Source organism: Streptomyces sp. NPDC096013 (assembly GCF_044763565.1).
GTDB lineage: Bacteria > Actinomycetota > Actinomycetes > Streptomycetales > Streptomycetaceae > Streptomyces.
This window is the reverse complement of sequence record NZ_JBIWGK010000016.1, coordinates 153577-180391: the sequence shown is the minus strand read 5'-3', so window position 1 is coordinate 180391 and position 26815 is coordinate 153577. Positions and strand designations below refer to the sequence as shown.

Here is a 26815-nt window from a genome sequence, read left to right as displayed (position 1 = left end):
GGATATCATCTTCGTCGCCATGCAGACGAATCCCACGTACACCAGCCTGGTCGCGATAGGCGACTCCTTCACCGAGGGCATGTCGGACCTGCTCCCGGACGGTACCTACCGGGGCTGGGCCGACCTCCTCGCCGGCCGGATGGCCGCGCGGACGCCCGGCTTCCGGTACGCCAACCTCGCCGTACGCGGCAAGCTGATCGCGCAGATCGTCGATGAGCAGGTCGGCCTCGCCGCCGCCATGCAGCCCGACGTGATCACGCTGGTGGGTGGCCTGAACGACACCCTGCGTCCCAAGGTCGACATGGGCCGGGTGCGCGGCCTGCTGGAGGAGGCCGTCGAACGCCTGACCCCGGCCTGCAAGCAGCTGGTGCTGATGCGCAGCCCCGGCCGCGAGGGCCCGGTCCAGCAGCGCTTCCGGCCCCGCATGGAGGAGCTCTTCGCCTGCGTCGACACCCTCGCGGACCGGCACGGCGCCCTGGTCGTGGACCTGTACGGCGCTCCTTCGCTCGCCGACCAGCGCATGTGGGACGTCGACCGCCTGCACCTCACGGCCGAGGGCCACCGCAGGGTCGCCGAGGCGGTCTGGCAGACCCTCGGCTACGACCCGGAGGACCTGGACTGGCGCACCCCGATGCCGCCGACCCCGCCCCCGAACTGGACCGCCCGCCGCGTGGCCGACGCCCGCTTCACCCGCCAGTACCTCCTCCCCTGGATCGGCCGCCGCCTCACGGGCCGCTCCTCGGGCGACGGCCTCTCCCCCAAACACCCGGACCTTCTCCCGTACCAGGGCCCCACGGCGTAACTCCCCATGACCACGCGGGTGATCAACATCAGAGGCCGAATCCACGACTTCGGCCCCCGCCTGGAACTCGCCCCACCGGACCTCGTCTACGTCGGCCGCCACTGGACCCTGGGCGGCTGGCGCCTCCCCCGCCACCCGCTCTACAACCCCTTCGCCTACGACACCCCCACCCGCCGCCGCGACGGCACACGCGCGGAGGTGATGGCGAAGTACCGGGAGTATCTGCTGGACCGGCCCGAACTGCTGCGCCTGATACCGGAGTTGCGAGGACGGGTGCTGGCTTGCTGGTGTGCGCCACTGCTGTGTCACGCGGGGGTGCTGGCCGAGCTCGCCGATGGTGACGGCGGGGAGCGCGGGACGTGATGCGCGCCGCCTGACCGGAGACCCGACCGGGGCCGAGCCGCTGGAGTCGTTCAGTCACTGACCTGGGATCTCATGCCTGAACGGACGGTCCGGACCTCGCGGGGACGCCGGGTAAACTCCGTACACGTGACTTCCGCTCCCGCCAAGCCCCGCATCCCGAACGTCCTCGCCGGACGTTACGCATCCACCGAGCTCGCCACGCTCTGGTCGCCCGAGCAGAAGGTGAAGCTGGAGCGGCAACTCTGGCTCGCCGTGCTGCGGGCCCAAAAGGACCTCGGGATCGAGGTGCCGGACGGCGCGATCGCGGACTACGAGCGCGTGCTCGACCAGGTCGACCTGGGCTCGATCGCCGAGCGCGAGAAGGTCACGCGGCACGACGTGAAGGCGCGGATCGAGGAGTTCAACGACCTCGCCGGGCACGAGCAGGTGCACAAGGGCATGACGTCCCGGGACCTGACGGAGAACGTCGAGCAGCTGCAGATCCGGCTCTCGCTTGAGCTGATGCGCGACCGTACGGTGGCCGTCCTGGCGCGGCTCGGCAAGCTGGCCGGTGAGTACGGCGAGCTGGTCATGGCCGGCCGCTCGCACAACGTGGCCGCGCAGGCCACCACCCTCGGCAAGCGCTTCGCGACCGCCGCCGACGAACTGCTCGTCGCCTACGGCCGGGTCGAGGAACTGCTCGGCCGCTACCCGCTGCGCGGCATCAAGGGCCCGGTGGGCACGGCGCAGGACATGCTGGACCTGCTCGGCGGCGACGCGGCGAAGCTCGCGGAGCTGGAGCAGCGGATCGCCTCCCACCTGGGCTTCTCGCAGGCGTTCACCTCGGTCGGCCAGGTGTACCCGCGCTCGCTGGACTACGAGGTCGTGACCGCGCTGGTGCAGGTCGCGGCGGCGCCCTCCTCGCTGGCGAAGACGATCCGGCTGATGGCCGGGCACGAGCTGGTCACCGAGGGCTTCAAGCCGGGCCAGGTCGGTTCCTCCGCGATGCCGCACAAGATGAACACCCGCTCCTGCGAGCGCGTCAACGGCCTCATGGTCATCCTGCGCGGCTACGCGTCGATGACGGGCGAGCTGGCGGGCGACCAGTGGAACGAGGGCGACGTCTCCTGCTCGGTGGTGCGCCGGGTGGCCCTCCCCGATGCGTTCTTCGCGCTGGACGGGCTGCTGGAGACGTTCCTGACCGTGCTCGACGAGTTCGGCGCGTTCCCGGCCGTCGTGGCGCGTGAGCTGGACCGCTATCTGCCGTTCCTCGCGACGACCAAGGTGCTGATGGCCTCGGTCCGCGCGGGTGTCGGCCGTGAGGTCGCGCACGAGGCCATCAAGGAGAACGCCGTCGCTTCCGCGCTGGCGATGCGCGAGCAGGGCGCCGAGCGCAACGAGCTGCTGGACAAGCTCGCCGCCGACGAGCGCATCCCGCTCGACCGCGCCCAGCTGGACGCGCTGATGGCCGACAAGCTGTCCTTCACCGGCGCCGCGGCCGACCAGGTCGCCGTCATCGTCGCCCGCGTCGAGGAACTCGCGAAGCAGCACCCGGAGGCCGCGGGTTACGCCCCGGGGGCGATCCTCTGACCCGCTTCACCCAGGCCGAGCTGGAGGCCGCCCGCGACCGTCTCGTACCGGACGTCGTCGCGGACGGCCTCGCCGTGCTGTTCTGCGGCATCAACCCCGGTCTGATGACGGCGGCCACGGGCCACCACTTCGCCCGCCCCGGCAATCGCTTCTGGCCGGTGCTGCACCTGTCCGGCTTCACCCCGAGGCTCATGAAGCCGTCGGAGCAGGGCGAGTTGCTGTCGTACGGGCTCGGCATCACGAACGTGGTGGCCCGGGCGACGGCCCGGGCCGACGAGCTGAGCGCGGAGGAGTACCGCGAGGGCGGCCAACTCCTCGCGTCGAAGCTGACGGGCTGGAAGCCGCGGTGGCTGGCGGTGCTCGGGGTGACCGCGTACCGGGCGGCGTTCGACGACAAGAAGGCCCAAGTCGGGCCGCAGGAGCGGACGTTCGGGGACACGCGGGTGTGGGTGCTGCCCAACCCGAGCGGGTTGAACGCGCATTGGACCGCGGCGACGATGGCCGAGGAGTTCGGGCGGCTGAGGACGGCGGCCCGGGACCAGGGCGTCACGGTCCATCCGTCATAGCGGCTCCGTCGTCGCGGGTTCGTCGTCGCACGACCGTCGTTGTGGGGCCATCGTCGTGGCACCGTCTCGCTCCGGTATGTCCTCGCCGCTCAGTGACCGCTCCAGGACACTGGCCGGGCTGAAGGCGTCGGGCGCTCCCCAGCGCTCGATCAGCCGCTCGCCGAGTGCGTCCCGGTCGGTCTCGTACCGCGCCTCGGTCTCCTCCCGCTCCGTCCCGGCGCCCTCCCAGAAGTCGTCGCTCGTCCGCAGTTCGGCGATGTGGCAGCCGGGTCCTCCGATACCCGCGTCCGTCCTGCCGTGCTCCGGGGGGAAGTCCCGGGTGCACAGCAGGTCGATCGTCGCCAGCCGGCGTGTGACGTTCATGCCTCCAGTAAAGCCGCCACCACTGACAATTGACGGTGCGTCAGTGCTCGTACGGGGGTAAACGTTCCGGCGCTTCCACGGTCAGGCGTCTCGGCGCCGGACGCTCCATGCCCCCGCCGCCAACGCGGCCATCGCCCACAGCGCCGTCACCGCCAGCCCGGTCCACGGGCCCATCGAGCCGTCCCAGGTCTCGTGCAGCGCCACCTGGCCCGCCCGGTCGGGCAGCAGGTCCGCGATGTCGCTCGACGCGTCGCCGACCACGAAGGACACGATGAGCAGGAAGGGGATGAGGATGCTCAGCGTCGCCACCCCGCCGCGCAGGACCGCCGTGAGCCCGGCCGCGAGCAGCGCCATCAGCGTGAGGTAGACGGCGCAGCCGACCACCCCGCGCACCTGCGCGCCCGCGCCGAGCCCGTCGGCCTCGGTGCCGAGCACCGCCTTGCCGACGACCAGCGTCAGCACTCCGGTGACAAGGCCCACGGCGAACACGGGCACCGCGATCGCCGCCGCCTTGGCCGCGAACCAGCGTCCCCGGTGCGGCACCGCCGCCAGCGACAGCCGTAGCGCTCCGCCCTGGTACTCGGAGGAGACGGCGGTCGTGCCGAAGGCGATGGCCGCGATCTGGCCGAAGGCCACGCCGAAGAAGACCGCGAAAAGGGGATCGAAGTCGTCGCCCCCGGTGTCGGACGCGGCAAGAGCGGAGAAGAGGACCGTCGCCACGGGGATCATGGCCAGGGCGGCGATCTGTGAGCGCAGGGTGCGGATCTTGATCCACTCGGAGTGGAACGCGGGCGTGAATTCCATGGTCAGGCCTCCTGGTGCGCTGCGGTGAACTCGGTCGCGGCGGCCGTCAGATCGAGGTAGGCCTGCTCCAACGTGCCCTTGGCGACGGCCAGTTCGAGGATCGGTACGCCGGCCGCGGACAACAGGGCGCCGATCTCCTCCACGCGCGCGTGCGCCACGGTCCAGTGCCCTTCCTCCTGCTCCACGGCGTCGAGTCCGTGTCCGGCGAGCGCGCTCTTGAGGGCGCCGGGGTCCGTCGTACGGATGCGTACGTGGGGTTGCACGCGCGCGTCGATGAAGCTCCGCATCGGGGTGTCGGCGAGGAGACGGCCGCGGCCGAGGACCACGAGGTGGTCGGCGAAGGAGGCGGTCTCGTTCATCAGGTGGCTGGAGACCAGGACCGTGCGGCCCTCCGCCGCCAGCCGGCGCAGCAACTCGCGGATCCAGACGATGCCTTCGGGGTCGAGGCCGTTCGACGGCTCATCCAGAAGGACCACTTCGGGATCACCCAGGAGGGCACCTGCGATGCCCAGCCGCTGGCGCATGCCCAGGGAGTACGTCTTCACCCGGTGCCGCGCGACCGACGCGAGTCCCGTCTCCTCCAGCATCGCGTCGACCCGGGCGACCGGGATGCGGTTGCTCGCCGCCAGGGCACGCAGGTGGTCGCGGGCGGTACGGGAGCCGTGGGCGGCCCGCGCGTCGAGCAACGCGCCCACGTGGCGCAGCGGTTCGGCGAGCGCGGTGTAGGGGTGGCCGCCGATGGTGGCGGTTCCCGAGGTGGGCCGGTCGAGGCCGAGGACGAGGCGCATGGTGGTGGACTTTCCGGCGCCGTTGGGGCCGAGGAATCCGGTGACCTTGCCGGGGCGGACGTCGAAGGTGAGGTGGTCCACGGCCCGCCGGGTGCCGTACTCCTTGGTGAGGTCTCGTACGTCGATGCTGGTCATGGCCAACAGCCTGGCTGTCCAAGGGGGTTGGGTCCTCCCCCGCCGGTGGAGATCGTCTCCCCCGCCCGGGGGAGGCCCGTTGTCGGTGCCGGCTGTCACGATGTCGGAATGGCCCGCTTCCTGCGCCCGCTGCTCCGGGGGACGACGTACACGCGTCTGCTGCACCTCTGGGTGCCGATGCTGATCACCAGCGTGTGGGTGTTCGTCAGCCCGTCGACGCCGTACGCACCCGCGCTCGCGCTGATCCCGGTCGCGCTGATCCCGGCCGTGCGGATCGGCGAGGGCGTACAGGCGCGGCTGCTGCTGACTCCGGGTGAGCGGGAATCGGGGATCTCCGTGGCGCCGTCGGCGAGTTGGCGGGACCGGGGGCGCACCCTGGTGTGGCTGGAGGCCCGGATGGCTCTGGGCTGGGTGGCCTCTTTCGCCTGCGTCTGGCTGCCGGTCCTCACGTTCGAGCTGGTCGAGGTCGCACGCGGGCGTGTGCCCGACGACGTACCGATCCTCAAGGAGGCGACACAGAGCGGGTGGTACGCCCTGCTGGCGCCCTTCCCGCTGATCGCCTTGTACGCCGCCGTGGTCGGCCTCGGGCAGGTGGCCACATGGCTGGCCCGGCAGTTGCTCGGCCCCTCGCGCGCGGAGCGCCTCGCCGCTCTGGAGGAGCGCACCGAGCAGCTGCTCGAACGCACCCGTATCGCACGGGAGTTGCACGATTCCATCGGTCACGCGCTGACGGTCGCCGTGGTGCAGGCGGGTGCGGCCCGCGCGGCGGGTGATCCGGAGTTCACCGAGCGGGCGTTGGGCGCCATCGAGGAGACCGGCCGGGCCGCGCTGGAGGACCTGGAGCGGGTCTTGGGCGTCCTGCGGGAGGCGGAGCGGCCGGTGAGCGGCCGGCCGACGCTCGTGGAGGCCGACCGGCTGCTGGAGTCGGCGCGGGCCTCCGGGGCGAAGGTCGACGCGGAGGTCACCGGGCCCTTGGAGACTGTGCCGGGGCCGGTCTCCCGGGAGGGGTACCGGATTCTCCAGGAGTCGCTGACCAATGTGCTGCGGCACGCGGGCTCCGTGCCCGTTCGGGTCCGCATCCGGGTCGCCGCCGGCACCCTCGACCTGGAGATCCGCAATCCCCTGACGGCCGCGACAGCCGGTCCGGGCCGGGGCGGCGGGCTGCGGGGCATCCGCGAGCGTGCCGCACTGCTCGGCGGGCGGGCGTACACCGGACCCGACGAGGGCGACTGGCAGGTACACGCGGAGCTGCCGCTGGGCTGATCTACGCTGGCGGGATGCCGGTCACCGTTCTCCTGGTCGATGACGAACCCCTCGTCCGCGCGGGTCTGCGGGCCGTGCTGGAGGCGCAGCCGGACATCGAGGTGGTCGGGGAGGCCGCCGACGGGGCCGCGGTCGTCCCGCTCGTACGGCAGCTGCGGCCCGACGTGGTCGCCATGGACGTACGGATGCCGCTCATGGACGGCATCGAGGCCACGCGCGCGGTGCTGCGCACGGTCGACGATCCGCCGAAGATCCTGGTCATCACCACGTTCGAGAACGACGAGTACGTCTACGAGGCGCTGCGCGCCGGTGCCGACGGGTTCCTGCTGAAGCGGGCCCGGCCGGCCGAGATCGTGCACGCGGTACGTCTGGTGGCCGAGGGCGATTCGCTGCTGTTCCCCGCCTCCGTACGGCAGTTGGCCGCCGAGTACGGCGACGGCTGCGGCAACCGGGCGGCCCGCGCGGTGATGGAGCGGGCGCAGCTGACCGAGCGTGAGGCGGAGGTGCTGCGGCTGATGGCGCGGGGTCTGTCGAACGCGGAGATCGCCGCCCGGCTGGTCGTCGGGACCGAGACGGTGAAGTCGCATGTGAGCGGCGTACTGGCGAAGCTGGGGGCCCGGGACCGTACACAGGCGGTGATCGCGGCGTACGAGTCGGGGTTCGTGGCACCGGGGTGACGCGGTGGGCCGGACGGGTCGGGGGCGCCCGGCACTCGCCGGGGTCCGCCGCGCCGAGTACGATCCGCCCAACACGCGCACGAGCTGGGAGGACAGACCTTGGCGGGGCTGACCGGCGGGGACCCCTCGCTGCTGCGGAGGATCAACTCCGCGGTGGTGTTGCACGCGTTGCGTGCCACGGACTGCGCCACGCTGACGGAGATCACCCGGGTGACGGGCCTGTCCCGGCCGACCGTCGAGGGCGTCGTCGAGGGACTGATCGAGGCCGGGCTGGTCGTCGAGAAAGCGGCCGACGAGAGCGTTGTACGGCGGCAGGGGCGGCCGGCGCGGCGCTTCAGGTTCAGGGCCGAGGCCGGGCATCTGCTGGGCCTTGAGATCGGCGCACACCGCGTCGCCGTGCTCCTCGCCGACCTGGACGGCCGGGTGCTGGGCGCGATCGCCAAGGACGTCGACGAGGCGGCCCCGGCGGACGAACGTCTGGAGCGGCTGCGGACCGCGGTCGCCGAACTGCTGCGCCGGGCCGGGGTCGCACGCGGCTCGCTGCGCGCGGTGGGCGTCGCCACGCCGGGCATCGTCGAGGCGGACGGCACGGTACGGCTGGGCACCGCGCTGCCCCAGTGGACCGGATTGCACCTGGGTGAGCGGTTGAGCCGTTCCTTCAAGTGCCCGGTGCTGGTGGAGAACGACGCCAACGCGGCGGCGGTCGCCGAGCACTGGAAGGGTGCGGCGACCGAGTCCGACGACATGGTGATGGTGCTGGCCGGGTTGAGTCCTGGGGCCGGGTCGCTGATCGGGGGGCGGCTGCACCGGGGGTATCGCGGGGCGGCCGGGGAGATCGGGGCGCTGCATCTGCTGGGGCGGGACGTGACTCCGGAGACGCTGCTCTCCACCACGGACGAGCCGCTGCATCCGCTGGACGAGCAGGCGGTCGCGAAGGTGTTCGCGCTGGCGCGCGACGGTGACCAGCGCGCGCGTGCGGCCGTCGACCGGTTCATCCAGCGGCTTGTGCACGATGTCGCGGCGCTGGTGCTGGCGCTCGATCCGGAGCTGGTCGTCGTGGGTGGGTGGGCGGCCGGGCTGGACGGTGTGCTGGAGCCGTTGCGGCGGGAGTTGGCGCGGTATTGCCTGCGGCCGCCGAAGGTTGCCCTGTCGTTGCTAGGGGAGGCGGCTGCGGCTACGGGGGCGTTGCGGTTGGCACTTGACCATGTTGAGGAGCAGTTGTTCGCGGTCGAGGGCACGGTGACGCGGCGCTAGCTTGGCGGTGGGGTTGGTTTTTGGGTGCCGGTTCGTTTGGGCTGGGCTCGGTGGTTGGTTCTTTGGTGCGGCGGCGTTGGGGCTGGGTTCGGGCGTTGTGTTTTGGCTGCGGCGCCGTTGGGGCTAGTCGCCCCGTTCCCCGCGCCCCTTTCGGGCGCCTGTCGCAGCCGGGGCGCTGGGCTCGGGCGTGTGTTGTGTCTGCGGCGCCGTTGGGGCTGGTCGCGCCGTTCCCCGCGCCCCTTTGGGGCGCCTGTCGTAGCCGGGGCGCTGAGTTCGCCGTTCCCCGCGTCCCTTTGGGGCGGCTGTCGTAGCCGGGGGTCTGGGCTCGCCGTTCCCCGCGCCCCCTTGGGGCGTCTGTCGTAGCCGGGGAGGAAAGCGTCGCGCCCCGGAGGGGTTCCGGGGCGCGACGGTTGGGCTGTGGCTGGTCAGGAGGCCTGGCGTTCCGGGCCGTGGTGTATTTCCACGCCTCCGGAGTCGGCGAAGGTCAGGCGGCAGGTGTCCGCGCGGTAGGTCGCGATGGAGACCGCGGCCGTGCGGCCCTCGGCGAAGAAGCGGGTGGTGACGACGAGGACCGGGGCGCCGGGGAGGCGGTCCAGTTCCTTGGCGTCGTCCGCGCGGGCCGAGCCGAGTTCCACGGCCCGGTCCTGGCCCTCCAGTCCGAGGCGCTGAAGCTCGCGCAGTACGGCACGCGCGCGTGCCGTCGCCGACGGAGTGTCTATGGCGGAGAGGTCGGGCACCGACGACTGCGGGATGTAGAGCAGCTCGGCGGCGACCGGCTGGCCGTGGCTCACCCGGGAGCGCCGTACGGTGTGCACCAGTTCCTCGGAACCGGTCTCCAGGGCCTCCGCGACGGCCGCCGGCGGAGCCGCCAGCACACAGTCGACGGCCTGCCAGGCGTCCTCCCCCGCGCCCGGCCAGGCGTGCTGCTCGGTGCCGACGGCGACACCAACGCGCGGCGGCGCGACGGTCGTACCGACTCCGCGTCGGCGCTGGAGCCGGCCTTCCAGTTCGAGTTGTTCCAGAGCCTGCCGGAGCGTGGCCCGGGCGACGCCGAAACGGGCCGCCAGGTCTCGCTCGTTGGGCAGGATCTCGCCCACGGAGAACTCCGAGTCCAGTGCCTCACTCAGCACTGTCTTGAGATGCCAGTACTTCGGCTCCGCCACCGATTCCAGCTGCGTGGTCCCCACCCTGTCCTCCGCAATCGCCGTGGTCCGGCGGCGTTTTAGCGCCCTTGTTTATTAAAGGTTGTTTCACTTATCAGCGACCATAGGACGCCCCCCACTCTTGGTCAAGACCAATCCTCCATGTCGTATGCAACCCATAGAACCCGCGCCGCAGAGCGTTCACAGGGCGTTCGTACGGCGGGTTCTTCGTGACATCGCGGCAAAGCCCCCGTCGCGAAACGGGGGCTCTGTCCGGGCGTACGGCTAAGCGGAAGCCAGCGACCGGAGCTTGTCCGGGTTGCGGAGGACGTAGACGGAACTGATGCGTCCGGCGGATACGTCCACCTGGAAGACACTGTCGGGCATGTCACCCGAAAGGATCAGTACCGCGGGTCCTCCGTTGAGTTCGAGGAAGCGGAACGACATGTCCGGGACGCTCTTCCCACCCACGGCGACCAGGAAGCGGCCCACCTTGTCGGCGCTCTCCAGGACGCGCAGCGGTGCCCGGGTCTTGCCGCCGCTGTCGCCGACCAGACGGACGTCCGGGGCGAGCAGGTCCATGAGGCTCGCGAGGTCGCCCTCGGCCGCCGCCGCGAGGAACCGCTCGGTGAGATCGCGGCGCTGGGCGGGGTCGACGTCGTAGCGCGCGCGTCGTTCGTCGACGTGTCTGCGGGCCCGTCCGGCGAGTTGGCGCACCGCCGGTTCGCCCCGGTCGAGCATGGTGGCGATCTCGGCGTACGGGTATCCGAACGCCTCCCTGAGGACGAACACGGCGCGTTCCAGCGGTGACAGCGACTCCAGGACGACGAGGACGGCGAGGGAGACGGAGTCGGCGAGGACGGCGCGTTCCTCGGTGTCGGGGACGGTGTGCCCGAAGTCGGTGACGTAGGGCTCGGGCAGCCAGGGGCCCACGTAGGCCTCGCCGCGCGCCTTGACCTGGCGGAGCCGGTCGATGGCGAGGCGGGTGGTGATGCGCACCAGGTAGGCGGGCGGTTCGCGGACCCCAGCCCGGTCGGCGGCGGACCAGCGCAGCCAGGCCTCCTGGACGACGTCCTCGGCGTCGGCGACCCGGCCGAGCATGCGGTAGGCGACTCCCATGAGGACGGGGCGGTGCTCTTCGAAGACTGCGGTTTTGGCGTCGGTGGTCACCTCGTCATCCCATGCGACGCGTCCGCCCATGTCCAGGACCCGTTCCGGAACCCCGGGCACGCCGTGTTCTCGAATACAGGGGCTACCGGTCAGTAGCAGTTGCTGACAAGCTGTCTACCCAGCCTGTACGGCGTCCGTCGGCGCGTCCCAGACGAGGAGCACCCCCATGTCCGCCACCGTCTCCTTCCCGGTCCCCACCCCGCGGGGCCCGAAGACCGTGACCGTGTCCTACGCGCGCGTGGGCCGCGGCGAACCTCTGCTCCTGCTGCACGGCATAGGTCACCACCGGCAGGCCTGGGACCCGGTGGTGGACGTGCTCGCGACCGAGCGCGACGTCATCGCCGTGGACCTGCCCGGGTTCGGCGCCTCGCCCGCGCTCCCGGAGGGGATGTCGTACGACCTGCCCACGACGGCCGCCGTGTTCGCCGCCTTCTGCGAGGCGTTGGAACTGGACCGTCCGCATGTGGCGGGCAACTCGCTCGGCGGCCTGATGGCGCTGGAGCTGGGCCGCGAAAAGCTCGTACGGTCCGTCACGGCCCTCTCCCCCGCCGGGTTCTGGTCGCAGGCCGAGCGCCGCTACGCCTTCGGTGTGCTGCTCACCATGCGGCAGATCGCCCGCCGGATGCCGCTCCCGCTGGTCGAGAAACTGGCGCGCACGGCGGCCGGCCGCACCGCCCTCACCAGCACCATCTACGCCCGCCCGGGCCGCCGTTCACCCGAGGCCGTGGTCGCCGAGACGCTCGCGCTGATCAACGCGCCCGGGTTCGACGACACGCTGCGGGCCGGTACGAGTGTCCGGTTCACCGACGACCTCCCCGGCATCCCGGTGACCGTGGCCTGGGGTACTCAGGACCGGCTGCTGCTGCGCCGACAGGGCGTCCGCGCCAAGCAATTGATGCCCCGCTCCCGGCTGGTGCGGCTGCCCGGTTGCGGGCACTGCCCGATGAACGACGACCCGGCCCTGGTCGCGCGCGTCATCCTCGACGGCAGCCGCTGATCCTCGCGGAAACAGCCCCAACGCGCCCGATCCCAGGGCCACTCCGGCACCGACGAGGGCGCTGCCGACGGCCTGGACGGCCCCGTAGGAGCCCGTTCCGACGAGCGGCGCGGTGGCGGCCGCGGCGACCGGGATGAGGCCGGAGAAGAGCGTGGCGCGCTCCGCGCCGATCCGCTGCATGCCCATGTACCAGCACACGAAGCCGACGACCGTGACGACCGCCGCCTGCCACAGCAGCGCGGCGGCCTCGGTGCCGTCGGGGCGCCGCAGCCAGCCGGTCCCGTCGGCGACGAGCCCGACCCCCGCCGCCTCGGCCGCGGCGAGACCGCACACGGTGGCCGACAGCAACCGCGGTCCCAGGGGCCGCAGTACGGGAACCGCGAGCACGGCGAAACCCACCTCGCCCGCGAGCGCGCACCCGGAGAAGGCGATTCCGGCACCGTCCGTACGGCCCCACCCCTGGACCGTGAACGCGCCGACGGCGACGAGCGACGCCCCGTAGAGCACGATCCGGCGTGGACGGCGTCCCTCCACGAGGGGGACGATGATCGCGACCGCCACGGGGGCGCAGCCCACGAAGACGCCGGGGACGGCGGGTTCGGCACCGCGTTCGGCGGCGATGACGGCCAGGTTGAAACCGACCATGCCGACGGCCGCGAGCAGGGCGAGACGCGCCCACTGCCGTGCCGTGAGCACCCGCAGCCGGGCCCTCGCGTCCCTGCCGGTGAACGGGACGAGTAGCAGGCAGGCGAGGCCGTAGCGCAGGAACTGGCCGCCCGCGTACGGGTAGTTGCCCAGGACGCTGTTCGCGGTGAAGGACGCGCCGACGAGGACACAGGCGAAGGCGGCGAGCGGGGCGCCGCGGACGGTGGTGGCGTTCATGGCAGCGACGCTAGGGAGCACGGCGGCCCGGTTTAAGGTCCACTTCCATGACGTCATCGCGGACCAATCCGGAGGAGCAGGCCGATCCGGAGGGACGGGCCGATGGGGAGGAACGGGTCGATCCCGGAGGTCTGACGGGTTCCGCCGCCTGGGAGTTGCTGCTGCCCGCCGTCGCGGCACCGGCACGCGCGCGTGGGCGCTCGCTTCAGGCGGCGCTGCGGGACGCGGTGCGGTCGGGGCGGCTGGCGCCTGACACCCGGCTGCCGTCGAGCCGGGATCTGGCGGCCGACCTCGGGGTGTCGCGGGGGCTGGTCACGGAGGCGTACGAGCAGTTGACGGCGGAGGGGTATCTGCGCAGCGGCCGGGGTGCGGGCACCTGGGTGGGCGGTGCCGTACGGGCGGCGCGGCCACGCGCGCGTGACCTCGCGCCGCGCTCCCCGGGCGCCTTGGCCGACTTCGTGCCCGGCACGCCGGACCTGTCGCTGTTCCCGCGTGCGGCCTGGGCGACGGCGCAGCGCGGTGTGCTGGCGGAGCTGCCGCACGAGGTGCTCGGGTATCCCGATCCGCGCGGGCTGCCCCGGCTGCGCACGGCGCTGGCGGAGTTGCTGGCGCGCCGACGGGGTGTGGTCGCCGACCCGGAGCGGCTGATCGTGGTCTCCGGAGTGGCCCAGGCGATGACGCTGCTCGGCTTCGTGCTCCACGCGCGCGGGATGCGTACCGTCGGCGTCGAGGACCCTGGCAGTCCCCAGCACGACACCCTGTACGCCGCGGCGGGCGTCGGCACCGTACCGCTGCCCCTGGACGCGGAGGGCCTGGCGATCGGGCCGCTGCGGGCGTCGGGCGTACGGGCCGTGGTGACGACGCCCGCGCATCAGTTCCCCACGGGCATCGCCTACTCCGCCGAGCGGCGTGCCCAGCTCCTCGACTGGGCACGGTCGGTGGACGGTCTCCTCTTCGAGGACGACTACGACGGCGACTTCCGCTACGACCGGGCACCCGTGGGCGCCCTCCAGGGCCTCGACCCTGAGCACGTCGCCTACACGGGCTCGGTCAGCAAGTCCCTCGCCCCGGGGCTGCGGCTCGGCTGGCTGTTGGTGCCCGAGTCCCTGACCGACGAGGTCGTCGAACGCAAGCGCACCATCGACCTCGGCCATCCGGCCCTCGACCAGGCACTGTTCGCCCGCTTCCTGGAACGCGGCGACTACGATCGCCAGTTGCGCCGCTGCCAGCGCGCCTACCGGCAGCGCCGCGACACCCTGGTCGTCGCCCTGGAGGAGCACTTCCCGGGAGCAAGGGTGACCGGGATCGCGGCGGGCCTGCACGTCATCGCGGAACTGCCGGAGAAATACGGCCCCCAGGACGAGTTCCTGGAACGTGCTGCCCAGGCGGGTGTCGCGGTGCGCCCGCTCACGGACTACGCCCACGCGCGCGTGGACGACGCGGTCGTACGGCTGGTCCTGGGGTACGCGCAGCTGTCCCCCGGACGGATTCGCGCCGGCATACGTCGGATGGCCGACGCCGTGCGCCCCTAGGGCCCCCGGCGTCACCGCGCGTGGGCCCCCATGGCGTGGCGTTCCGTTGTTCACCTGTGGTTTCCGTGTGCGCTGTGGCGCACCAGTAGTTGTGGCGGTGCACCCTGACCGCATCCTGTCCGTGGAGGCGCAACCCCATGTCGCATCGTCCGTTCCCCGCCCGCCGCAGCGTCCTGCGCGGCACCCTGGCCGCGTCGGCGGCCCTGACCGTGCCCGTCACCTTCGGATCGGCACCCGCCCTCGCGCTGTCCGGGCGCCCCAAGGCGGGCTGGGGTGTGCAGGCGGGGGACGTGACCTCCGACTCCGGTCTGGTGTGGGTGCGTTCCGACCGCCCCGCGCGGATGATCGTGGAGACCTCGGCCACCGAGTCGTTCCGCAACCCGCACCGGTGGCACGGTCCGCTGCTCGGCCCGGACACGGACTTCACCGGCACTACCCGGCTGCGCGGGCTGCCCTCGGGGCGGCAGGTCCACTACCGGGTCCTGCTCGCCGACCCTGACGACCCGCGCCGTACGGGCGAGCCGGTGACCGGCACGTTCCGCACGGTGCCGACCGGGCGGCGCGATGTGCGCTTCCTGTGGTCCGGCGACCTCGCGGGCCAGGGCTGGGGCATCAACCCGGACCTCGGCGGCTACCGGATCTACGACGCCATGGGCAGGCTCGACCCGGACTTCTTCCTGTGCAGCGGCGACAACATCTACGCCGACGGTCCCATCACGGCGACCCAGGCCCTGCCCGACGGCAGCCTGTACCGGAACGTCACCACGGAGGAGAAGTCCAAGGTCGCCGAGACCCTGGCCGAGTTCCGCGGCAACTTCCGCTACAACCTGCTCGACGAGAACCTCAGGCGGTTCAACGCCCAGGTCCCGTCGATCATCCAGTGGGACGACCACGAGGTGCGCAACAACTGGTACCCCGGTGAGGTGATCGCCGCCTCCGACACCCGCTACACGGAGAAGAGCGTCGACGTCATGGCGGTCCGCGCCCGGCGTGCGTTCAGCGAGTACTTCCCGATCTCGACGCTGCGGCCGGGCGCCCAGGAGGGCCGCGTCCAGCGGGTGATGCGGCACGGCCCGCTGCTCGACGTGTTCGTCCTGGACATGCGGACCTACCGCAACGCCAACTCGCCCGACCAGCAGACCGTGGACCCGCAGGGCATCCTCGGCCGGGAGCAACTGGAGTGGCTCAAGCGGGAGCTGTCGCGCTCGCGTGCCGTGTGGAAGGTGATCGCCGCCGACATGCCGCTCGGCCTGGTCGTGCCCGACGCCACCGAGGGCAAGGCGAACATCGAGGCGGTCGCGCAGGGCGACCCGGGCGCGCCGCTCGGGCGTGAGCTCCAGATCGCGGAGCTGCTGCGGTACATCAAGCACCGGCGGATCACCGGCACCGTGTGGCTGACGGCCGATGTGCACCACACCTCCGCCCAGCACTACCAGCCCTCGCGGGCCGCGTTCACCGACTTCGAGCCGTTCTGGGAGTTCGTCTCGGGTCCGCTGAACGCGGGCGCCTTCCCGGCCAGCAACCTCGACAACACCTTCGGCCCCGAGCGGGTGTTCGTGAAGGCGCCGACCGCGCAGAACGTGTCGCCGGCCGAGGGCTACCAGTTCTTCGGAGAGGTCGACATCGACGGCCACAGCGGGGAGCTGACGGTCCGTCTGCGCGAGCAGGACGGCACCGTGCTGTTCACCAAGACCCTTCAGCCGGGACGGGTCGGCCAGTAACTCCACTACCCTCGTACCTGAGCCGCGCACCGGCGTCATCCCCCGGTGCGCGGCCTGGTGCGCCGCGTGCCAACTCTCCGCCCCAGACCGCGTTTCCGCAGGTCAGGACGATTGTCAGTGCGGGCCTCTACGGTTTTTCCATGACGCGATCTTTGCAGGACGTGACCTATCGCCGACCCTCCGTGCTGGAGTCCGCGGCGGACGGCCGGCGCCTCGGGCTGGAGACCTCACGCGGGGCCACTCCTTCGGGTGTCACCGACCATCCGCGCTTCTTCGCGGGCTTCCTGACGTCTCCTCAGGTGGCGTCGGCGGCGCTGCTCGCGGTGGCCGACGTGGCGGCCACACGGTACTACCAGCGTCAACTGGCCGCCTCCTTGGACCCGGTGGTCACGGCGGGCGGCGACCGGCTGCGCTTCGAGTCCTTCTCGGGCTGCGGCGGGGTGTACGCGCGACTGGACGTCCTCGCCCCCGGACTCGACGGCGACGAGGTGGGACACGGCACGACGAACGTCGACGTCAACAACCCCCTGCGCGAGGCCCTCTCCCGGATCGGCACGGACGATCCGCTCCATCTCCGGGTCGGACCGGAGGAGTTGGCGGTCACCACGCTGGACGGCCCGGTGGTGGAGAAGAAGGTCCCGCTCCCGGACCGCTGGCTGCGCGGCTTCGCCGAGGCCCAGGTCATAGCGGCGGGCTTCGACCTGCGCGCCGAACTCCCCGCGGCCGAGGCGGTCCGCTTCCTGCGCTCGCTTCCGAAGAGCGGCGCGCGCGGCGCCACGAGCGGCCCGCGCTGGGTCGTCCCGGCCGGCCGCGGCCTGCGCCCGACCACCCGTCCCGTACCGGGCGCGGTCTGCCTCCCCGGCCCGGAGCGCCTGATCGCCCTCCAGCGCGTCCTGCGCCACGCGACGGCCCTGCGGATCTACGGCCCCTCCGTCATCGGCGCCTCGCCGACGGCCGGCGCCTGGGAGGCCGTCCTGCCGGGCATGCGGCTCACCCTCACGCTGTCGCCTGACGCGTCGCGCGGCTTCTCCGGCGAGGGCGGGGTCCTGGACGCGCTCGCGGCCGACGAGGCGGGCGAGGACGCGGAGTTGATCTCCGTGCTGCTGGCCTGGGAGCCCCGTATCGACGTCGCCGACATGGCCACCTCCTCCGGCCTCACACCGGAGCGGGTCCGCGCGGCACTGACCCGGCTGGGCACCTCGGGGCGCGTCGGCTACGACACGGCGGAGGCCGCCTACTTCCACCGCGAACTGCCCTACGACGCAGAGCGCGTGGAGCGCCACAACCCGCGGCTGCGCTCGGCCCGCGCGCTGGTGGCCGCCGGGGCGGTGACCCTGGAGGGCAGCCTCGGCACGGTGACCGCCGAGGACGGTCATGTGCACCGGGTGCGGGACGAGGCGGGGGTGCTGAGCTGCAGCTGCGTGTGGTGGGCGAAGTACCGGGGCGGGCGCGGTCCCTGCAAGCACGCGCTGGCGGTGCGGATGGTGCGGCGGGGCGCCGCGGCGGAGCGGAACACGAAGCAGGACCTGGTGCGGGTCGACGGGGGTGTGCGATGAGTTCACTGATGGAAGCGGTGCGGGCGGGCCGGACTGCCGAGGCGGTGGGCCTGCTCGACGGATTGACGGACACCGAACGGCGGGCGTTCCTGCCGGAGTTGAAGGCGCTCCGCAAGGAGCTGCGCAAGGCACCGTGGGAGGAGCCGTCCCGCCGCGCCTACCCGGCCCTGCACGCGGCCGGGGCCGCCTGCGAGACGGGGGCAGCAGCCGCGGCGACCTGGATCGCGGCCTCCGACATGCGCTGGTCGCAGTCGTCGCCCGCGTTGCTGCTCCACATCCTGGGCGACCGTGACACCGCCTGGCTGGCCGACGTGACGCACCGCCTCGCCGGGCGCCCGGCCTCGTCGAGCGTGCCGTACGAGCTGATGGCCGGTCTGGTGCGGCTCTCCGGATGTCCGGTGCCGACGACGGACGCCTATGTGCGCGGCTGGGTCGAGCACACCGGGCATCTGTGGCAGCGCGGGGACACCCTGTCCGACCGGCTGCGCAAGGACCCGCATCTCGCGGAGCTGGTGGCCGCGGTCTTCGAGACGGAGGACATCGGCAGCCCTCTGGAGTGGACCCCGGCCGAAGGGCCGAACAGCTGGGTCGACGCGCTCGCCCTGCTCGCCGCCGAAGGCGTCCTGGACCGGAAGCGCACGGTGGACGCGTGCGTGGCCAGGCTGCTGCGGGGTGGTACGACCGTCGACAACCGGGTGTTCCTCCGCGTGCTGAAGGCCCTCGCCCTCACCCGCGAGGAGGAGCGGGAGAGGATCGCCGACTGGCTTGCGCTGGCCTCGGACGCGGTGTCCATGGTGGCGTCGCTTGCCCAGTCGGTGCTCGGACTCCGCGCCCTGGACGGTGAGTTGACGCCGCGCCGGCTGGCGGAGATGTCGGACGCGGTGCTGTTCCGCCCCGAGAAGAAGCTCGTCCGGGCCCAACTCGTGCTGTTGGGAGAGGTGTTGGCGCGGGACGCGTCGGTCGCAGAGGAGGTGCTGCCCGCCGTCGCACAGGCCTTCGCCCACGAGGACGCGGAGGTGCAGGAGCGGGCACTGAAGCTGGTCGAGCGGCACCTGAGGAAGGTCGACTCCCCGGAGGTACGGGCCGAACTCGCCGGAGCGGCAGAGCAGTTGGCCCCCGCTCTGCGCACCCGCGCGGTCGAGACCTTGGGCGCGGCGCCGGTGACGGCGGCGGCGCTGGTCCATGAGGAGGTGCTCCCGCCGGCACCGGAGGCGGCGCGCCTCGCACCGGCGCCCGCCTCGGCGGTCGAACTCGCCGAGGAACTGGGGGCGTTGCTGGCGACCGAGGGCGACGTCGCGGCGTTCGAGCGCGCGCTGGACGGACTCGTCCGTCATGCGTACGAGGACCGGGACGCCCTGCTGGAGGCGCTGGGCCCGGTGGTCGCGCGCCGCTGGTGGGCCGATGACGCCCCCGGGTATCCCCAGCGTCCGGACGACCACTTCAGCAGGTCGCACCACGCCTTCGGCAGCGCGGCCTACGCTCTCGACCTCCTGCTGGCCACCCTCCTGGACAGGGTGCGCACGGTCACGCTCCACAAGGGGGCCCACCACGGCCACCGGGGCCGGGAGTGCGGGCACAGCGCGCTGACGCGGGTCTTCGACGCCCGGATATGGGAGGTGGCGTACCGGCTCCGCGCGGAGCCGCTGCCGTTGCTGCTGGCGACACCGAGCTGGAGCACGGGGCTGCTGGAGCCGGACGAGCTGGTGGACCGGCTGGACGCGTACCGGCGCCTGGGCGCGCGGGTCTCGGAGGCCGACTTCGCGCAGGCGCTGCTGCGGGTGCGCCGCGAGGACCGGGCCGCGGCGACAGATGCCGCCGGGCGGGCGGAGGCGCTCGGCACGCCGGAGGGCACCCGGCTCGCACGCTGGCTGACGTCCGACAGCCCCACGCTCCCCCTGAGCAGGCGCCGGACGGCCGGGGTGCGGGTCGTGGTGGAGCTGGGTGAACTCCTCGACCTACAGGAGGACTTCCCTGCGGAGTTCCGCCCGCTGGGCAAGCCGGTGACGGCCTACGGCGGCCATGGGTACTGCTACCACTGGAGCCAGGACATGCAGCGGCACTGGCTCGCGATACTCCCCGAGCGTCGCGAGCTGGTGGCGGCGCGGCTGGTGCGGGACGTGTCGGCCGTCGCGCTCGACGACACCCGGGGCGCGGCCGCCGTACTTCCGCTGCTGGCCGAGTCCGAGGGGTCGGCGGGGCAGGCCACGCACCTGTGTCTGGCGTATGGGCTCGGGGCGCGTCACCCCGAGGACCGGCTGGCCGCTGTGGACGCGTTGCTGGTGCTCGCGGCGCGGGGGCAGCTGGACGTGGACCGGTTGGGCGAGGATCTGGGAGAGCTGGTGCGGAGCGGGGCCGTGAAGCCGTCGCGGCTCGCCGAGTCGGTGCGGACAGGGGCCGCGACCGGGGCGAACGCGACCATCTGGGGGATCCTCCGGCACACCCTGGCCGCGTTGCTCGCCGACCTCGGCGCCGACGCGAAGCCCGCCCACACACGGGGTCTCGGGGATCTCCTCGCGGTGGCCGCCGAGTGCGCGGAGCGGTCCGGGGCGAGAGGCGAACTGCCGCACCTGGCGCAGACGGCGGCACGGAGCGGCTCCTCCCGGCTGGTCACGCAGGCACGTCGGCTGCGCAGTGCGCTGGTTGCGGAGGTGGCCGCATGACGTAGGGCACCAGGGCTGACCTCCGGTGCACCCCACTCGCCAAAAGAACGGCAAAAGGTACAGAACCCCGCTTTTACCGGTCGGTCACAGAGCGTTCGTGATCACGCAACACCGTTCCTTCACAGTGGATGCATGAGTCGAGACATGTCTGATGTGACGCGCGCGAAGCACGGGCGTCCGGTGCACCACTGGCGGCGGGACCTGGTGGAGCTGGCCGCGCTGTTCACGGCGGTCGCGGTGGCGGACGTCGTGGCGGATCTGGTGGGGCACGGGCCCGATGGTCCCATGCTGCTGGCGATGTCCGCGCTGGCCCTGGTCGCCACGGCGGGGTTCCACACGTGGTGGTCACGCCGCCACGGTCATGCCCCGCCGACGGGTGATACCGGTGCCCGGCCGACCGCACAGTCGCGGCGGACCGGGCCGGCCGGAGCACCCGAGTCGAAGCCGAAGCACACGTCCGCCACCGGGTCCACGTCCGAGCCGGGGTCCGAGGAGTCGTCCGCGACGCCCGACCCCGTCGCCGAGGCGCCGACCCTGTGGCGGATGCGGACGACGGTGCAGGACGCGCCGGGATCGCTGGCGGCGTTGTGCACGGCGCTGGCCGGCCACCAGGTAGACATCCTGAGCCTTCAGACGCACCCGCTGGCCGAGGGCACGGTGGACGAGTTCCTGCTGCGGGCGCCGGGCGGGGTCGCCGCGTCCGAGATCACCCGGGCGGTGTCGTCGGCCGGTGGCTCCGGCACCTGGATCGAGCGCGCCGACGCCCACGACCTGGTGGACGCACCGACCCGGGTCCTGGGCCTGGCCACCCGCACGGCCCTGGACGCGGCGGAACTCCCGCTGGCGCTACGGCAGTTGCTCGGCCGCTGCACCATCCGTTCGCTGCCCGCGACCAGCGCCCGCAAGGGGCGCGAGCCGGAATCGGTGCCGGTGGAGGGGGCGTTGGAGGACACGGTCATGCGGCTGCGGGCGCCGGAAGGCGGAGTGATCACCGTGGAGCGGGCATATCTGCCGTTCACACCCACCGAGTTCGCCCGGGCGCGGGCGCTGGTCGAGTTGGACGCCCGGCTCGGTCCGCGCATCCCCCGCAGCCAGGACGTACTGACGCTGCCCGAGGGCAACGCGATCACCGTGCGCCGCGCGGACACCGGCGACCTCGACGCGGCCCGGGAGATGCACGAGCGGTGCTCGGCGCGCACGCTCGGCATGCGGTACCACGGGCCGGTCGGTGACGCCGACCGCTACCTCAACCACCTGCTCTCCCCGCGCTACGGGCGGACGCTCGCCGTGCAGACGGCGTCGGGACGGATCGTCGGGCTCGGACACCTCCTATGGGACGGGGACGAGACGGAGGTCGCGCTGCTGGTCGAGGACGACTGGCAACGGCGGGGTATCGGGAGCGAGTTGCTGGGCCGCCTGGTGGGGATGGCCGTCGAGGCGGGGTGCGAGAGCGTGTACGCCGTGACGCAGGCGTCCAACACGGGGATGGTCGCGGCGATGCGGGGGCTCGATCTGCCGCTCGACTACCAGATCGAGGAGGGGACGTTGGTGGTCACGGCTCGGTTGAGCGCGGCCGCGGGCGAGACCAAGGATGCCGCCGAGGTCACGGAGTTCAGGAAGACCTGAGGGCCGTGGTCGTCGCGGGGTCGCCGGCCGCTGACGGTTCGGTGTGGCTGGTCGCGCCCCGCGGCGGAGCCGCATGCGAGCACAGCCCCGCGCCTCTTCGGAGGGGCGCCAGCGCCCCGTCCAGGTCCGCCCACAGGTCATCGACGTCTTCCAGCCCCACCGACAGCCTCAGCAAGCTGTCCCTCACACCCGAGTCCCTCCTGTCCTCCTCGGTCACCACCCGGTGGCTGATGGAGGCCGGGTGCTGGATCAGGGTGTCCACGCTGCCGAGGCTGACGGCCGGGGTGATGAGGCGGACGGCGGCGATGACCTCATGGGGGTCGCCGTGCACCTCGAAGGCGATCATCGCGCCGCCGATGCGCGGGTAGTGGACGCGGGCCACGCGCGGGTCGGCGGTGAGGCGGCGGGCGAGTTCGGCGGCCGTAGCGGACGCGGCCCGTACCCGGACCGGCAGGGTCGCGAGGCCGCGCAGCAGCAGATAGCCGGCCAGCGGATGCAGTACGCCGCCGGTGGCGAACCGCACCTGGCGCAGCCGCCCGGCGAACTCCTCGTCGCAGGCGACCACGCCCGCCATCACATCGCCGTGTCCGCCCAGGTACTTGGTGGCGCTGTGCAGGACGAGACGCGCGCCCTGTTCGGCGGGGCGTTGCAGGACCGGGGTCGCGAAGGTGTTGTCCGCGAGGAGGGGCACCGAGCCGCAGGCGTGAGCGACGGCACGCAGGTCCAGTTCGGCCAGGGTCGGGTTGGCCGGTGACTCGACGACGACCAGTCCGGTGTCCGGGCGCAGCGCGTCGGCGATCCCCGCCGGGTCGGTCCACGTCACCTCGGAGCCCACCAGCCCGGCCGTGAGCAGGTGGTCGCTGCAACCGTAGAGGGGCCGTACCGCCACCACATGGCGCAGGCCCAGCGCGCCGCGCGCCAGCAGGACCGCGGTCAGGGCCGCCATGCCACTGGCGAACGCGACCGCGCTCTCGGTGCCTTCGAGGCGGGCGAGGGCGGTCTCGAACCGGGCGACGGTGGGGTTGCCAAGGCGGCCGTAGACGGGCGGGCCGTCCGGTTCGGCGCCGGTGGCGGCGTAGGCGTCGACGCGGGCGGCCTCACCGCGGCTGTCGTACGACGGGTAGGTGGTCGACAGGTCGATCGGCGCGGCGTGCAGACCCTGCCGGGCGAGGTCGTCACGGCCGGCGTGCACGGCTTCGGTGGCCAGGGCCCGAGGGGCCGGGGCGGGGTGCGGGTTCGGTGCGTTCATGGGACGTAAGGGTGAACAAGCAACGGGATCCGTGGCCGATGATCCGTGTAGCGTTCGACTGATGACGGAATCTGTCGTACTGGACCCGGTCGACCTCCACCTCCTGCGGTTGCTTCAGAACGACGCACGGGCGACCTATCGCGAACTCGCGGCGGAGGTCGGGGTCGCGCCGTCGACATGTCTTGACCGGGTGGCGCGGCTACGCCGGGCCGGAGTGATCCTCGGGCATCAACTGCGGGTCGATCCGGCGAAGTTGGGGCGCGGTCTGGAGGCGCTGCTGTCGGTGCAGGTGCGCCCGCATCGGCGGGAGCTGGTGGGGCCGTTCGTGGAGCGGATCAGGGCGCTGCCAGAGTCGCGGACCGTGTTCCATCTGACCGGGCCCGACGACTACGTGGTCCATGTGGCCGTCGCGGACATGACGGACCTGCAACGGCTGGTCCTCGACGAGTTCACGTCACAACGCGAGGTGGCGCGGGTGGAGACCCGGCTGATCTTCCAGCAGTGGGACTGCGGACCCCTGCTGCCGCTTGCCACGCCCACAGCTGAATCGGGGTGACGAGGACAAGTTCCGCGTATGAGGATGGTCCCCATGTCGCAGACCAACACTCCGCTGCCCCGGCAGGTCGCCGATGCCTACGTCGACGACCTCATCGCCCTCGACCCGGTCACCGGTACGTATCTCGGCGTGAAGGAGAGTTCGAGCCGCCTGGCCGACCTCTCCCCCGCAGGTCAGGAACGACTCGCGGAGCTTCAGCGGGCGACCCTCGCCAAGCTCGACGAGGCCGAGCGCCGGCCCGGCGCGGACAGTGACAGCGAGCGCCGGTGCGCGCGTCTGCTGCGCGAGCGGCTCAGCGCCGAACTCGCGGTGCACGACGCCGAGGAGAGCCTGCGCGCGGTCGGCAACATGTCCACCCCGGCGCACTCGGTGCGCGAGGTGTTCACGCTGACCCCGGCGGACACCGACGAGGACTGGGCGGCGATCGCCGAGCGGCTGCGCGCGGTACCGACCGCGCTCGCGGGGTACCGCGAGTCCCTCCAACTGGGCCTGGACCGCAAGCTGTACGCGGGCCCGCGCCCGACCGCCACCTTCATCGACCAGCTCACCGAATGGTCGGACACGGACGGCCAGGGACGCGGCTGGTTCGAGGACTTCGCCTCGGCGGGCCCCGCGGCGCTCCGCCCCGAACTGGACGAGGCCGCCCGGACGGCGACCGCGGCCCTGGTGGACCTGCGCGACTGGATGCGCGACGTGTACGCGCCGGCCGTCGAAGGCGCCCCGAACACGGTGGGCCGCGAGCGGTACGCACGCTGGTCGCGCTACTTCAACGGCACGGACCTCGACCTCGACGAGGCGTACGCGTACGGCTGGTCCGAGTACCACCGGCTGCTCGCCGAGATGAAGCAGGAGGCCGAGAAGATCCTGCCCGGCGCCGAGACCCCATGGGTGGCGCTCGCGCACCTCGACGAGCACGGCCGGCACATCGAGGGCGTCGAAGAGGTCCGCGTGTGGTTGCAGGGCCTGATGGACCAGGCGATCGAGAAGCTGGACGGCACACACTTCGAACTCGCCGAGCGGGTACGGAAGGTGGAGTCCTGCATCGCGCCTCCGGGAAGCGCGGCGGCGCCGTACTACACCTCCCCGTCGGAGGACTTCTCACGTCCTGGCCGCACCTGGCTGCCGACGATGGGCCAGACTCGTTTCCCGGTCTACGACCTCGTCTCGACCTGGTACCACGAGGGCGTCCCCGGCCATCACCTCCAGCTCGCCCAGTGGACGCACGTCGCCGGGAACCTGTCCCGCTACCAGGCTTCCGTGGGCCAGGTCAGCGCCAACGCGGAGGGCTGGGCGCTCTACGCGGAGCGACTGATGGACGAGCTGGGCTTCCTGGAGGACGCCGAGCAGCGGATCGGTTATCTCGACGCCCAGATGATGCGGGCCGCCCGGGTCATCGTCGACATCGGCATGCACCTGGAGCTGGAGATCCCGGCGGACTCTCCGTTCCACCCCGGTGAGCGGTGGACGCCGGAGCTGGCCGAGGAGTTCTTCGGCGCGCACAGCAGCCGCCCGGCGGACTTCGTGGAGAGCGAACTGACCCGCTACCTCACGATCCCGGGCCAGGCCATCGGCTACAAGCTCGGCGAGCGGGCCTGGCTGCTGGGCCGCGAGAACGCACGGCGGCGACACGGCGACGCCTTCGATCTGAAGGCCTGGCACATGGCCGCGTTGTCGCAGGGTTCGCTGGGGCTGGACGACCTGGTGGACGAGTTGTCGCGGCTCTAGGGACTGTCTGACGATTCCCGTCTGCCGCGCGACGCCAGGCACGCACTCTCGCCCGGCCTGCGGTGGCACATGGTGTGAGGGTCGGCGGCCGGGTCCGGGAGTGGGGGACCCGGCCGCCGGCACTTCCGCACACCGACCGGTCAGGTGGAAAGCCGCCGCAGCTGAACAAGCCCGAGCCATGTCTCCGGCCCCGGCTGTGCCTGCCCCGCCCGCACCGCGTACCGCCCCGGTTCCAGGTCGACCTTCAGATGTTCCGTGCCCTCCGACTCCCGCCCCGGCCACGCCGAGTCGAAGAGGACGACAGGTCCGGGTACGTCCCACTGCACCTCGGCCTCCCACATCGCCCCGGCGAGCGCGGCGGGCACGCCGGCCAGCGCCTCGTCCTCGGAGTTCGCCGCACACCACCGTACGAACGTGCCGTGTTCCGGGAGGAAGGCGGTCGAGGCGGGATCGTCGCCCAGGACCAGGGCCGCGCTGTCCCCCACCGGCAGCAGCCCGGCGTACCCGCCGACCTCGCACGCCCGGTCGTAGTCGGAGGCGAGTTCATCGCCGTCGGCTCCCGTCCAGAACGGCAGCACCGTCTCCGGCACCGCTATGAGCGGCCCGCCGCCCGACTCCACCCACTGCACCGCCGTGCCCGGCTCCGCGTATCGCGCCATGGGCAGAACCTACACGCACAGCGATCCCACATGTTCGGAGCCCGAGAACTCAGGCGACGGCGGCCGGCCCGCGAACTCGGCTTCCAGCGGCCCGAGTTGAGGGCATCGCGCGGAATTCAGCAGCCGCAGTCGCCCGCATCCACCGGCGCCGTCAACGCGTCGACCGCACCCCTCTCACGACCTTTCCACGTCTCGAACTCGAAGCCCTCACGCACCCAGTACTCGAACCCACCGAGCATCTCCTTGACCTGGTAGCCGAGTTGGGCGAGCGCGAGGGCGGCCCGGGCGGCGCCGTTGCAGCCCGGACCCCAGCAGTACGTCACCACCGGCACGGACTTGTCGAGGAGCCCCTCGGCCTGTTCGGCGATGAGCGCGGTGGGGAGATGGACCGCCCCGGGGACATGCCCCTGCTCCCAGGACGCGGTGGACCGCGAGTCGAGGACGACGAAGCCGGGGAAAGCGGGGTCACCGTCGACCGCGAGCGCGGCGGCCACGTCGGAGACGTCGGCGTGGAAGGCAAGGCTCGCGCGGAAGTGCGCGGCGGCTTCCGCGGGCGCGGCGGGGGCGACCCGCAGGACGGGGTTGACGGTCGTGGCACTGCTCATGGTCCGGCCTTTCGAAGAGGTGTCTGCACTGCGGTGTCCGCACTGCGCTGTCCGCACCGAGGCGTTTCCACCGACGTATCCCTACGGCCGAAAATCTACGGTCGCCGACCACTCCGCTGAAGGGACGATCCCCGCCGTCCCCCTTGATCCG

Annotated in this window: 23 protein-coding genes and 1 pseudogene; 15 read left to right on the top strand and 9 right to left on the bottom strand. The window is 72.3% G+C overall.

The genetic code is table 11. The features are described 5' to 3' along the window. The first annotated feature begins 19 nt into the window (after positions 1-19). The 4 genes from ACIRB1_RS38135 to mug all read left to right on the top strand — a co-directional run bounded on the left by ACIRB1_RS38135 (position 20) and on the right by mug (position 3300). On the top strand, positions 20-802 hold the full coding sequence (locus tag ACIRB1_RS38135; RefSeq protein WP_403468751.1) for an SGNH/GDSL hydrolase family protein: 783 nt from the start codon (positions 20-22) through the stop codon (positions 800-802). A 6-nt stretch (positions 803-808) separates the two neighbouring features. Beyond that, on the top strand, positions 809-1165 hold the full coding sequence (locus tag ACIRB1_RS38130) for a DUF4326 domain-containing protein (protein WP_403468750.1): 357 nt from the start codon (positions 809-811) through the stop codon (positions 1163-1165). Between the two features lie 126 nt (positions 1166-1291). Continuing rightward, positions 1292-2734 (top strand): adenylosuccinate lyase, encoded by a 1443-nt coding sequence (gene purB / locus ACIRB1_RS38125; RefSeq protein WP_403468748.1) that lies wholly within the window; start codon positions 1292-1294, stop codon positions 2732-2734. Continuing rightward, the gene (gene mug, locus ACIRB1_RS38120) at positions 2731-3300 is read left to right on the top strand and encodes a G/U mismatch-specific DNA glycosylase (RefSeq protein WP_403468771.1); all 570 of its coding nucleotides are present in this window, start codon (positions 2731-2733) and stop codon (positions 3298-3300) included. Before purB ends, mug begins: the two co-directional genes overlap by 4 nt. Here the strand turns inward: mug and ACIRB1_RS38115 are convergent. The 3 genes from ACIRB1_RS38115 to ACIRB1_RS38105 form a co-directional block, all read right to left on the bottom strand. Further along, positions 3295-3663, bottom strand: coding sequence for a hypothetical protein (locus ACIRB1_RS38115; protein ID WP_403468747.1), 369 nt, complete (start codon positions 3661-3663; stop codon positions 3295-3297). The genes mug and ACIRB1_RS38115 overlap by 6 nt on opposite strands. Before the next feature lie 81 nt (positions 3664-3744). Beyond that, positions 3745-4467 carry an ABC transporter permease gene (locus ACIRB1_RS38110; protein ID WP_403468746.1) on the bottom strand — a complete coding sequence of 241 codons (723 nt, stop codon included), beginning with the start codon at positions 4465-4467 and terminating at the stop codon, positions 3745-3747. Positions 4468-4469: 2 nt separating this feature from the next. Then, entirely contained in the window at positions 4470-5390 is a 921-nt protein-coding gene (locus ACIRB1_RS38105) for an ABC transporter ATP-binding protein (protein ID WP_403468745.1), read from the bottom strand. A gap of 108 nt (positions 5391-5498) precedes the next feature. On the opposite strand from ACIRB1_RS38105, the gene ACIRB1_RS38100 reads away from it, so the two are divergent. The 3 genes from ACIRB1_RS38100 to ACIRB1_RS38090 all read left to right on the top strand — a co-directional run bounded on the left by ACIRB1_RS38100 (position 5499) and on the right by ACIRB1_RS38090 (position 8584). Further along, complete coding sequence (locus ACIRB1_RS38100) at positions 5499-6653, top strand: histidine kinase (RefSeq protein ID WP_352179471.1); 1155 nt, start codon at positions 5499-5501, stop codon at positions 6651-6653. A gap of 14 nt (positions 6654-6667) precedes the next feature. Beyond that, on the top strand, positions 6668-7330 hold the full coding sequence (locus ACIRB1_RS38095) for a response regulator transcription factor (RefSeq protein ID WP_352179472.1): 663 nt from the start codon (positions 6668-6670) through the stop codon (positions 7328-7330). 99 nt (positions 7331-7429) lie between these two features. Next, complete coding sequence (locus tag ACIRB1_RS38090; RefSeq protein WP_352179473.1) at positions 7430-8584, top strand: ROK family transcriptional regulator; 1155 nt, start codon at positions 7430-7432, stop codon at positions 8582-8584. A gap of 425 nt (positions 8585-9009) precedes the next feature. Here the strand turns inward: ACIRB1_RS38090 and ACIRB1_RS38085 are convergent, their stop codons facing one another. After that, the gene (locus tag ACIRB1_RS38085) at positions 9010-9771 is read right to left on the bottom strand and encodes a GntR family transcriptional regulator (protein WP_352179474.1); all 762 of its coding nucleotides are present in this window, start codon (positions 9769-9771) and stop codon (positions 9010-9012) included. A 240-nt stretch (positions 9772-10011) separates the two neighbouring features. Then, a complete protein-coding gene (locus ACIRB1_RS38080) occupies positions 10012-10896 on the bottom strand; it encodes an RNA polymerase sigma-70 factor (protein WP_403468770.1) in 885 nt (294 codons plus the stop codon). A 166-nt stretch (positions 10897-11062) separates the two neighbouring features. Here ACIRB1_RS38080 and ACIRB1_RS38075 point away from each other — a divergent pair, with 166 nt between their 5' ends. Beyond that, positions 11063-11893 (top strand): alpha/beta fold hydrolase, encoded by an 831-nt coding sequence (locus ACIRB1_RS38075; protein WP_352179476.1) that lies wholly within the window; start codon positions 11063-11065, stop codon positions 11891-11893. A 45-nt stretch (positions 11894-11938) separates the two neighbouring features. Here ACIRB1_RS38075 and ACIRB1_RS38070 read toward each other — a convergent pair. Beyond that, a pseudogene (locus tag ACIRB1_RS38070) lies at positions 11939-12775 on the bottom strand (DMT family transporter); the annotation flags it as partial. A 47-nt stretch (positions 12776-12822) separates the two neighbouring features. Between ACIRB1_RS38070 and ACIRB1_RS38065 the strand changes: the two are divergent. The 5 genes from ACIRB1_RS38065 to ACIRB1_RS38045 all read left to right on the top strand — a co-directional run bounded on the left by ACIRB1_RS38065 (position 12823) and on the right by ACIRB1_RS38045 (position 21870). Next, a complete protein-coding gene (locus ACIRB1_RS38065) occupies positions 12823-14307 on the top strand; it encodes a PLP-dependent aminotransferase family protein (protein WP_403468744.1) in 1485 nt (494 codons plus the stop codon). A 137-nt stretch (positions 14308-14444) separates the two neighbouring features. After that, positions 14445-16028, top strand: coding sequence for an alkaline phosphatase D family protein (locus tag ACIRB1_RS38060; protein WP_403468743.1), 1584 nt, complete (start codon positions 14445-14447; stop codon positions 16026-16028). Positions 16029-16168: 140 nt separating this feature from the next. Continuing rightward, positions 16169-17584 carry an SWIM zinc finger domain-containing protein gene (locus ACIRB1_RS38055; protein ID WP_403468742.1) on the top strand — a complete coding sequence of 472 codons (1416 nt, stop codon included), beginning with the start codon at positions 16169-16171 and terminating at the stop codon, positions 17582-17584. Next, the gene (locus ACIRB1_RS38050; protein WP_403468741.1) at positions 17581-20244 is read left to right on the top strand and encodes a DUF6493 family protein; all 2664 of its coding nucleotides are present in this window, start codon (positions 17581-17583) and stop codon (positions 20242-20244) included. The genes ACIRB1_RS38055 and ACIRB1_RS38050 overlap by 4 nt, the downstream gene beginning before the upstream one ends. Positions 20245-20424: 180 nt before the next feature. After that, complete coding sequence (locus ACIRB1_RS38045) at positions 20425-21870, top strand: GNAT family N-acetyltransferase (protein WP_403468769.1); 1446 nt, start codon at positions 20425-20427, stop codon at positions 21868-21870. Here ACIRB1_RS38045 and ACIRB1_RS38040 read toward each other — a convergent pair. Further along, on the bottom strand, positions 21857-23119 hold the full coding sequence (locus tag ACIRB1_RS38040; RefSeq protein ID WP_403468740.1) for a trans-sulfuration enzyme family protein: 1263 nt from the start codon (positions 23117-23119) through the stop codon (positions 21857-21859). The genes ACIRB1_RS38045 and ACIRB1_RS38040 overlap by 14 nt on opposite strands. A 61-nt stretch (positions 23120-23180) precedes the next feature. Between ACIRB1_RS38040 and ACIRB1_RS38035 the strand changes: the two genes are divergently transcribed. Both ACIRB1_RS38035 and ACIRB1_RS38030 read left to right on the top strand, forming a co-directional pair. After that, the gene (locus ACIRB1_RS38035; RefSeq protein WP_266766722.1) at positions 23181-23675 is read left to right on the top strand and encodes an Lrp/AsnC family transcriptional regulator; all 495 of its coding nucleotides are present in this window, start codon (positions 23181-23183) and stop codon (positions 23673-23675) included. Between the two features lie 33 nt (positions 23676-23708). Then, the gene (locus ACIRB1_RS38030) at positions 23709-25400 is read left to right on the top strand and encodes a DUF885 domain-containing protein (protein ID WP_403468739.1); all 1692 of its coding nucleotides are present in this window, start codon (positions 23709-23711) and stop codon (positions 25398-25400) included. Positions 25401-25540: 140 nt separating this feature from the next. Here ACIRB1_RS38030 and ACIRB1_RS38025 read toward each other — a convergent pair whose 3' ends face one another. Together ACIRB1_RS38025 and ACIRB1_RS38020 are read right to left on the bottom strand one after the other, a co-directional pair. Then, the gene (locus tag ACIRB1_RS38025) at positions 25541-26059 is read right to left on the bottom strand and encodes an immunity 21 family protein (RefSeq protein ID WP_352179484.1); all 519 of its coding nucleotides are present in this window, start codon (positions 26057-26059) and stop codon (positions 25541-25543) included. Positions 26060-26175: 116 nt separating this feature from the next. After that, positions 26176-26664, bottom strand: coding sequence for a rhodanese-like domain-containing protein (locus ACIRB1_RS38020; RefSeq protein ID WP_403468738.1), 489 nt, complete (start codon positions 26662-26664; stop codon positions 26176-26178). Between the last annotated feature and the right edge of the window lie 151 nt (positions 26665-26815).

Coding starts and splice junctions, on each gene's coding strand:
- ACIRB1_RS38135 (WP_403468751.1), top strand. CDS start 20: ATGCAGACGAATCCCACGTACACCAGCCTGGTCGCGATAGGCGACTCC.
- ACIRB1_RS38130 (WP_403468750.1), top strand. CDS start 809: ATGACCACGCGGGTGATCAACATCAGAGGCCGAATCCACGACTTCGGC.
- ACIRB1_RS38115 (WP_403468747.1), bottom strand. CDS start 3,663: ATGAACGTCACACGCCGGCTGGCGACGATCGACCTGCTGTGCACCCGG.
- ACIRB1_RS38110 (WP_403468746.1), bottom strand. CDS start 4,467: ATGGAATTCACGCCCGCGTTCCACTCCGAGTGGATCAAGATCCGCACC.
- ACIRB1_RS38105 (WP_403468745.1), bottom strand. CDS start 5,390: ATGACCAGCATCGACGTACGAGACCTCACCAAGGAGTACGGCACCCGG.
- ACIRB1_RS38100 (WP_352179471.1), top strand. CDS start 5,499: ATGGCCCGCTTCCTGCGCCCGCTGCTCCGGGGGACGACGTACACGCGT.
- ACIRB1_RS38095 (WP_352179472.1), top strand. CDS start 6,668: ATGCCGGTCACCGTTCTCCTGGTCGATGACGAACCCCTCGTCCGCGCG.
- ACIRB1_RS38075 (WP_352179476.1), top strand. CDS start 11,063: ATGTCCGCCACCGTCTCCTTCCCGGTCCCCACCCCGCGGGGCCCGAAG.
- ACIRB1_RS38065 (WP_403468744.1), top strand. CDS start 12,823: ATGACGTCATCGCGGACCAATCCGGAGGAGCAGGCCGATCCGGAGGGA.
- ACIRB1_RS38060 (WP_403468743.1), top strand. CDS start 14,445: ATGTCGCATCGTCCGTTCCCCGCCCGCCGCAGCGTCCTGCGCGGCACC.
- ACIRB1_RS38055 (WP_403468742.1), top strand. CDS start 16,169: ATGACGCGATCTTTGCAGGACGTGACCTATCGCCGACCCTCCGTGCTG.
- ACIRB1_RS38050 (WP_403468741.1), top strand. CDS start 17,581: ATGAGTTCACTGATGGAAGCGGTGCGGGCGGGCCGGACTGCCGAGGCG.
- ACIRB1_RS38040 (WP_403468740.1), bottom strand. CDS start 23,119: ATGAACGCACCGAACCCGCACCCCGCCCCGGCCCCTCGGGCCCTGGCC.
- ACIRB1_RS38035 (WP_266766722.1), top strand. CDS start 23,181: ATGACGGAATCTGTCGTACTGGACCCGGTCGACCTCCACCTCCTGCGG.
- ACIRB1_RS38030 (WP_403468739.1), top strand. CDS start 23,709: ATGTCGCAGACCAACACTCCGCTGCCCCGGCAGGTCGCCGATGCCTAC.
- ACIRB1_RS38025 (WP_352179484.1), bottom strand. CDS start 26,059: ATGGCGCGATACGCGGAGCCGGGCACGGCGGTGCAGTGGGTGGAGTCG.
- ACIRB1_RS38020 (WP_403468738.1), bottom strand. CDS start 26,664: ATGAGCAGTGCCACGACCGTCAACCCCGTCCTGCGGGTCGCCCCCGCC.